The following is a 7,759-nucleotide window of genomic DNA, read 5'->3' on the forward strand; positions in this document are numbered from 1 at the left end:
GCGGACATTTGTCACAAATCACCGCCGCTCATGTCTTCGTCCGCCATCGTCTGCTTTGGAGAAACCCTTTGGGACGTGCTGCCCGCCGGCCGCCAGCCCGGCGGGGCGCCCTGCAACGTGGCCCTGCACCTGCACCAGCTCGGGCAGCAGGTGCAGCTCATCAGCCGGGTGGGCGACGACGAGCTGGGCCACGAGCTGCTGGCTTTCCTCGCGGCCCGGGGCCTCGACCCGGCCCTGGTGCAGCGCAGCGCCACCCACCTCACCGGCGTGGTCAAGGCCAGCGTGCGCCGCGCCGGCGAGCGGGGGCGCTACAACATCGTGCGGCCCCTGGCCTGGGACTACATTCACTACACCGACACCCTGCGCCGGGCCACCGGCGGGGCCGCGATGCTGGTGTACGGCACGCTGGCCGCCCGCAGCCCGGTGAGCCGCGAAACCCTCTACCGCCTGCTCCAGCACGCCCGCTTCAAGGTGCTGGACCTGAACCTGCGCCCCCCGCACTACGCGCGGGAGGTGGTCAAGTACCTGCTCCAGCAGGCCGATTTGGTGAAGCTCAACGAAGCCGAGCTGGCCGAGGTCATGGCCTGGCACGGCCAGCCGGCCGGTCCCAACACGGCCCTGCCGTGGCTGGCCGGGCACTTTGGCCTGCGCGCCGTGTGCCTCACGCGCGGCGCGGCCGGGGCCTCCCTCTACACCGGGGGCGCGTGGTGGCACCGCCCCGGCTTCGTGGTGCCCGTGGCCGACCCCCTTGGCTGCGGCGATGCGTTCCTGGCGGCGCTGCTGGCCGGCTGGGCCGCCGGGGCTCCCCCGGCCGAGTGCCTGGCCCGGGCCTGCGCCGCCGGGGCGGTGGTGGCCGGCCGGCGCGGGGCCGTGCCCCTGCTTTCCGAAACCGACCTGCGCGGGCTCCTTCGCGCCGGCTGACCCGGCGGCCGGAACCGGACGAGCGGCTGGTCCACTGACAGCCGGCGCTCGACATGACAGCCTTTGACGCTTTCCCGCCCAACCCGTTTTTATTGAACTGTTTCCCATGCTGAAAAACCTTCTCCCCTTGCTGCTGCTGCCGCTCTGCGTGGCCGGGACCGCGCGGGCGCAAAAAGCCCCGGCGCTCAACGTGGCCCGGGAATTTGCCCTGGCCGGCCAGCAGTACGAGCGGATGCTGCAGACCCACCCGGACGGGAAGCGCACGCCCCAGTCCACCAACCCCGACGGCTCGATGAAGGACATGCCCACCTCGTGGTGGTGCAGCGGCTTTTTCGGGGGCTCGCTCTGGTATTTGTTTGAGCACACCAAGGACCCGAAGTGGCAGGCCGCCGCCGACAAATGGAGCCGAAACCTCACGCCGGAGCAAACCAACACCAGCACCCACGACCTGGGCTTCATGCTCTACTGCGCGCTGGGCAACGGCTACCGGCTCACCCAAAACCCCGCCTACCGGCCCATCCTGCTCACCGGGGCCGGCTCGCTGGCCACCCGCTTTCACCCCGAATACGGCGTGATTAAGAGCTGGGACGAGTTCAAGGGCTATTCCTACCCCGTCATCATCGACAACCTGATGAACCTGGAATACCTGTTCTGGGCAGCCCGGGAATCGGGCGATAAGCGCTTCTACACCATCTGCGTGTCGCACGCCGACAGCACGCTCAAAAACCACTTCCGGCCCGATTACAGCTCCTACCACGTGGTGTGCTACGGGCCGGGCGGGAAGGTGTTGAAGCGCCAAACCAGCCAGGGCTACGCCGACGAATCGGCCTGGGCGCGGGGCCAGACCTGGGGCCTGTACGGCTACACGGTGCTGTACCGCGAAACCAAAAACCCCAGGTACCTGGCCCAGGCGCAGCACATTGCCGACTTCTACCTGCACCACCCCCGCCTGCCGGCCGACAAGATTCCCTACTGGGATTTCGACGCCCCCAACATCCCCAACGAGGAGCGCGACGCCTCGGCCGGGGCGGTGGCGGCCTCGGCCCTGCTGGAGCTGTGCACCTATTCCGGCCCGGCCGGCAAAGCCTACTACCAGGCCGCCGTGACGATGCTCACCAGCCTGGCCAGCCCGGCCTACCGGGCCAAGCTGGGCGAAAACAACAACTTCCTGCTCAAGCACAGCGTGGGCTCCAAGCCGCACCACTCCGAAATCGACGTGCCGCTGGTGTACGCCGACTACTACTACCTCGAAGCCCTGCTCCGCTACGACGCCCTGCGCAAGCTGCCGGCCTACCAATTGTAGCTGCGCATGGAAAAACCTCATAACGTCCTGCTCCTCTGGCGTCCGCGCAGCCGAAGCAGCTCTGCCGCTTCGTTGCATTGGCATTGATTACTGCTGCGGTAGAGCTGCTTTAATTCCCTCCAACTTAGTCTTCTCACCTTTTTCCAAATTCCCATGACTCCTTGTTTACTCTCTCCGCGGTGGCTGGTGGTGCCGGCGCTGCTCAGTGGCCTGGCGCTGCCGGCGCAGGCCTTTCCGGCCGGCCCCGCGCCCGGCGGTGCGCCGTTCCGCCTGGCCCGGCCCAAACCCGCAGCCGAAGTGCGCGGCCGCGTGGTGGATGCCAAAGGCGCGGGCTTGCCCGGCGTGACGGTGTTGGTGAAGGGCACGACCCTGGGCACCTCCACCGGCCTCGACGGTACCTTCGTGCTGGACCTGCCGGCCACGGCCACCAATCCGGTGCTGCGCTTCAGCTTCATCGGCTACGCCGCGCAGGACGTGGAAGTGGGCAGTCGGACGGAATTCAACGTGACGCTGCTGGAAGACGCGCAGCAGCTGAAGGATGTGGTGGTGGTGGGCTACGGCACGCAGTCGCGCAAGGTGGTCTCGACGGCCATTTCCACCATCGACGGAGCGGACATCAGCCGGCAGCCGGTGGGCACGCCCGGTGAGGCGCTGGCGGCCCTGGCCCCCGGCGTGGTCGTGACCTCGGACCGGGGCGGCACGCCGGGGGCCCCGCCCAACATCGTCATCCGGGGCGGCACCTCGCTGGGCACCTCCGCCGACCCGCTGTACGTGGTGGACGGCTACCCCTTGCAGGATGCTTCGCAGTTCAACACCATCAGCCCCAGCGACATTGCCTCGATTGAGATACTGAAGGACGCGGCCTCGGCGGCCATCTACGGCTCGCGGGCGGCCAACGGCGTCATTATCGTGACCACCAAGCGCGGGCAGGCCGGCAAAACGGTGTTCCGGCTCACGGCCTACACGGGCCTGCAGCAAGTGAACAAAAAGCTCGACGTGCTGAACCGCGACGATTATGTGAAGTACCAGAAGTTCCTGGCCCGGACGCGCAATTACCCGGCGGCCCCGTCAGCCACGGCTTACGACAACGTCGCCGACCTTTCCATATTCTCAGACACCAACTGGCAGAACGAGATTTATCGCAACGCCAAAATTACGGAGTACCAGCTCTCCGCATCGGGCGGCAACGACCGGGCCCGGTTCGCGGTGTCGGCCGGGTACTTCCAGCAGGACGGCGTGCTGAAAGGCACCGACTACCAGCGCTTCAACCTGCGCTTCAACATGGATGCCAACCTGGTGCCCAAGCTCAAAATCGGCTTCACGGTGGCCCCGGCCTACGCCATCCAGAACCAGCAGTCGGCCGCCGGGGCCTACAGCGGGTCCAACAGCAGCGAAACCGTCGGCACCCGCGGCGTGCCCAACGTCACGGCCCTGGGCTTGTTCATGCCGCCCACCATTCCGGTGTTCCGGGCCAACGGCGACTACGGCCAGGGCTACAATGCCCCCGAGCGCCTGCCGAACGGCCTCGCGGCTTACCAGACCAACCTGTACAACCCGGTGGCGGTGGTGGACCTCAACCAGAACCGGCTGAACAACTACCGGGTGTTTGGCAACACCTACCTGGAATGGGAACCGCTGGCCGGGCTGCGGCTGAAAACCAGCGGCGGGGCCACGCTCAACGTCGACCAGCAGCACGCCTACATTCCGGGCACGCTGGCCTCCGACGCGGCCCAGCAGGCCAACCTGTCCGTCCCCGTGCTTTCGTCGGTGTTCGGCCGCGAGTCGCAGCTGACGTCGGTTGATTTTCTGTGGGAAAACACGGCCACGTATGCCAAATCCCTGGGCGACCACAATTTCACGGTGCTGGGCGTGTACTCGCTCCAGAAGTTCCAGGCCCGCTCCACGGCCGTGGCCGGGCGCAACGGCTCGTTTGCCAACACGCTGCTGGAAAACCCGCTGGCCTCGCCCGACCGAACGGGCGACCTGGGCTACAACCAGAACGCGTTTTTGTCGTATGTCGGGCGCGTCACCTACGACTACAAGCGCAAGTACATCGCCACGGCCGCGCTGCGCAGCGACGCTTCTTCGCGCTTTGGGCCCAACAACCGCTTCGGCTACTTTCCGTCGGCCTCGGTGGCCTGGCGCGTGAGCGAAGAGCCGTTCTGGGAGGGCCTGAAAAACGCCGTGAGCGAGCTGAAGCTGCGGGCCAGCTACGGCCAGACCGGCAACGCCAACATCGGCAGCTTCAACTACCTCAACAGCATCATCGGGCGCAACTACAGCTTCAACAACGGGCGGGCCATCGGCTACGGCCAGAACGGCTTTGCCAACCCCGACCTGACGTGGGAGAAGAACAACCAGACCGACCTGGGCGTGGACGTGGGCTTCCTGGCCGATAAGTTCGTGCTGACCCTGGACTACTACAACCGCCTGACCCAGGGCATGCTGCTCAACCGCGACCTGCCCGGCGAGGTGGGCTACGCCGTCAACTTCCGCAAAAACGTGGGCGAGCTGCAAAACCGCGGCCTGGAGCTGGCCGCCACGGCCAACCTGAAAGTAGGGGCCGTGCGCTGGACCATCAACGGCAACATTTCGGGCAACCGCACCAAGGTGCTGGACCTGGGCGGCCCGGCGTTCTTCCCCGGCGAGGCCTCGAACACGGGCTGGAACAACGTGTACCAGGTGCGGGTGGGCGACCCGCTGGGCGACTTCAACGGCTTTAAGGTGCAGGGCATTTTCCAGACCGCCGCCGACCTGACCAAGTACCCGAAAGTAGCCGGGGAAAAAGTGGGCGACTACATCATCCAGGACACCAACGGCGACGGCGTCATCACGGAAGCCGACCGGACCAAGATTGGCAAAGGCGTGCCCGACTTCCTCTACGGCCTGTCGCAGACCCTGGCCTACAAGAACGTCGACTTCTCGGTGACTTTGCAGGGCGTGCAGGGCACCCAGGTGGCGAACGCCAACATGCGCAACCTGGTGGGCAACGGCAGCTTCAACACCATCCACGACGTGGCCGACAACATGTTCGACCCGGAGCACCCGACCAATGCCAAGTACCCGGTGGCGGCCGCCAACGGCTACAACTTTGGCAACCAGCTCCTTGACCGGGCCGTTTTCGACGCTTCGTTTCTGCGGGTGCGCAACGTGTCGCTGGGCTACACCATTCAGGGGGCCGTGCTGCAACGGGCCAAGCTGCAGTCGGTGCGGCTGTACGTGACGGGCCAGAACCTGTTCACCTTCACCAAGTACCCCGGCTACAACCCCGAGGTGAACATCAACGCCGGCACCTTCAACGGCGGCAACAACAGCGCGCTCATCCGGGCGGGCCTTGACCAGGGGGCCTACCCCGCCACCCGGACCGTAACGGCCGGCATCAACGTTGCTTTTTAATCTTTCACGCTCTTTGATATGAAACGGTACACTCTCTCCCGGCGCCTGGCGCTGCTGGCCGGCCTGGTACTGGCCGGCAGCGGCTGCAATAAATTCGTCGACCTCACGCCCAGCGACAACATCGTAGTCAACAACTTCTACAAAAGCGAATCTGACATCAAGCTGGCCCTGACGGGCACCTACAGCAACCTGCGGGGCATCTACAACGATTACTACCAGTTCTCGGAGCTGCCCTCCGACAACGCCCGCACCTTTGGCGAGAGCGAGTCCACCCGCGGCATTTTCGACAAGCTGACCTGGCTGCCCTCCACGCCGGCCATATCGGGGGCCTGGAACGATGCCTACCGCACCATCGCTTACTCCAACGTCATCATTGCCCGGATTGACCCGATTCCGTTTGCCCTCCCCGCCACCAAAACCCAGTACATCGGCGAGGCCAAATTCCTGCGGGCGCTGATGTATTTCAACCTCGTGCGCTACTTCGGCGACGTGCCCCTGCGGCTCACCGAAATCACGGCCGAAGCCGACGCCTACTCGCAGGGCCGCACCCCGGTAGCCGCCGTGTACGCGCAGATTGAGAAGGACCTGCTGGAAGCCGAGGCGGCGCTGCCCGCCACGTACCCGGCGGCCGCCGACATCGGCCGGGCCACCAAGGGCGCGGCCCAGGCCCTGCTGGGCAAAGTCTATCTGCAGGAAAAGAAATGGGCCGACGCCGAAGCCAAGCTGGCGCAGCTCGTGCTGAGCCCCAATCCCTACCAGATTTTGCCGGATTTGAACAACGTGTTCGGCCTGGGCCACGACAACAACGCCGAAATTATTTTTGCCGCGCAGTACGCGGCCAGCGGGTTCAGCGAAGGCAACCGGTTCGTGCACGAAATGGCGCCGAGTCCCTCGGGCTTAACTATCACGAGCGTCCCCGGCAACAGCACGTGCGTGGGCACGCTGGACTTATACAATGCTTTTGAAGCCGGCGACGCCCGGAAAACCGCCTACGTGGGCGTATACGGCGCGGGCGACTCCTACTACTGGGCCAAAAAGCTCATCTATCGGGTGACCCAGATAAACGAAGGCGATAACGACTGGCCCATCCTGCGCTACGCCGACGTGCTGCTCATGTACGCCGAGGCCCTCAACAACAACGGCAAAACGGCCCTGGCCATCCCGCAAATCAACCGCATCCGCACCCGCGCCGGCCTGGCCGCCAAGCCCCTCACGCTCACCGGCCCCGATACCCAGCTGGCCATCGAGCAGGAGCGCCGCGTGGAGCTGTGCTTTGAAGGCCACCGCTGGTTCGACCTCATCCGCTGGGGCAAGGACGTGAGCACCATGCAGGCCTTCAAGGCCGCCTATTCCACCCTCGACCCGGCCAACAACAACCTCACGCCCCGCCCCGAGGCCCGGCTGCTGCCGCTGCCCAGCCGCGAAATCGCCCTCAACCCGAAGCTGACGCAAAACCCCGGCTACTAAACTATACCTGCGGCAAAGCCCGCGCTGCCCTGGTTCCGTGGTGGGAATATCCAGTGGCCCCGAAGCTGCCATGGTGCAGGCTTCCCGCGCGGGCTTTGCCAATGGTTTATTTTTTCATCACTGCCTCGTTCCGGTATGATTTCGACCCTGCTCACCTGACGGCTGGGATGTAATACTGTAGGACTTACGCAAACTGGTGTTCAACCTGCCGCCCTACCGGGGACGCCCCCGCTGGGGCTAGCCCGGAAATCGTCTGCGTAAGTCGCAACTGACTACCAATTTAATGAAATCAAACTTCTTCCGCTTGTTCCTCGGCACGGCCGGCGTGCTGGGCGGGCTGGCCTTCGCGGCGTTTCGCCCGCCGGCCGCCCCGCCCCTGAAATACCTCGACCCGCAATTCAGCACCGACGTGCGGGTGGCCGACCTGGTGGGCCGGCTCACGCTCAAGCAGAAAATCAAGCTGCTCATGTTCACCGGCACGGCCATCGACAGCGCGGGGCTGAAGGTGCCGGCCTACAACTGGTGGAACGAGTGCCTGCACGGCGTGGCCCGGGCCGGCAAGGCCACCGTGTTCCCCCAAAGCATTGCCCTGGCCGCCACCTGGGACCCCCAGCTGGCCGGGCGCGTGGCCACGGCCATTTCGGATGAAGGCCGGGCCAAGTACGAGGAATT

4 protein-coding genes and 1 pseudogene are annotated in these 7,759 nt (G+C 65.4%); all 5 read left to right on the top strand.

Annotated elements, in window-relative coordinates; translation table 11 throughout:
* The first annotated feature begins 30 nt into the window (after positions 1-30).
* Positions 31-921, top strand: a complete 891-nt coding sequence (locus J4G38_RS26675) for a PfkB family carbohydrate kinase (RefSeq protein WP_210522252.1) — start codon at positions 31-33, stop codon at positions 919-921.
* Positions 922-1,030: 109 nt separating this feature from the next.
* The gene (locus J4G38_RS26680) at positions 1,031-2,224 is read left to right on the top strand and encodes a glucuronyl hydrolase (protein ID WP_394371080.1); all 1,194 of its coding nucleotides are present in this window, start codon (positions 1,031-1,033) and stop codon (positions 2,222-2,224) included.
* 153 nt (positions 2,225-2,377) lie between these two features.
* The gene (locus J4G38_RS26685; protein ID WP_210522185.1) at positions 2,378-5,620 is read left to right on the top strand and encodes a SusC/RagA family TonB-linked outer membrane protein; all 3,243 of its coding nucleotides are present in this window, start codon (positions 2,378-2,380) and stop codon (positions 5,618-5,620) included.
* 18 nt (positions 5,621-5,638) lie between these two features.
* A complete protein-coding gene (locus tag J4G38_RS26690) occupies positions 5,639-7,087 on the top strand; it encodes a RagB/SusD family nutrient uptake outer membrane protein (protein WP_210522184.1) in 1,449 nt (482 codons plus the stop codon).
* 283 nt (positions 7,088-7,370) lie between these two features.
* Positions 7,371-7,759 (top strand): annotated as a pseudogene (locus J4G38_RS26695) (hypothetical protein); the annotation flags it as partial.

The sequence above is a fragment of the Hymenobacter terricola genome (assembly GCF_017921975.2).
Classification (GTDB): domain Bacteria; phylum Bacteroidota; class Bacteroidia; order Cytophagales; family Hymenobacteraceae; genus Hymenobacter; species Hymenobacter terricola.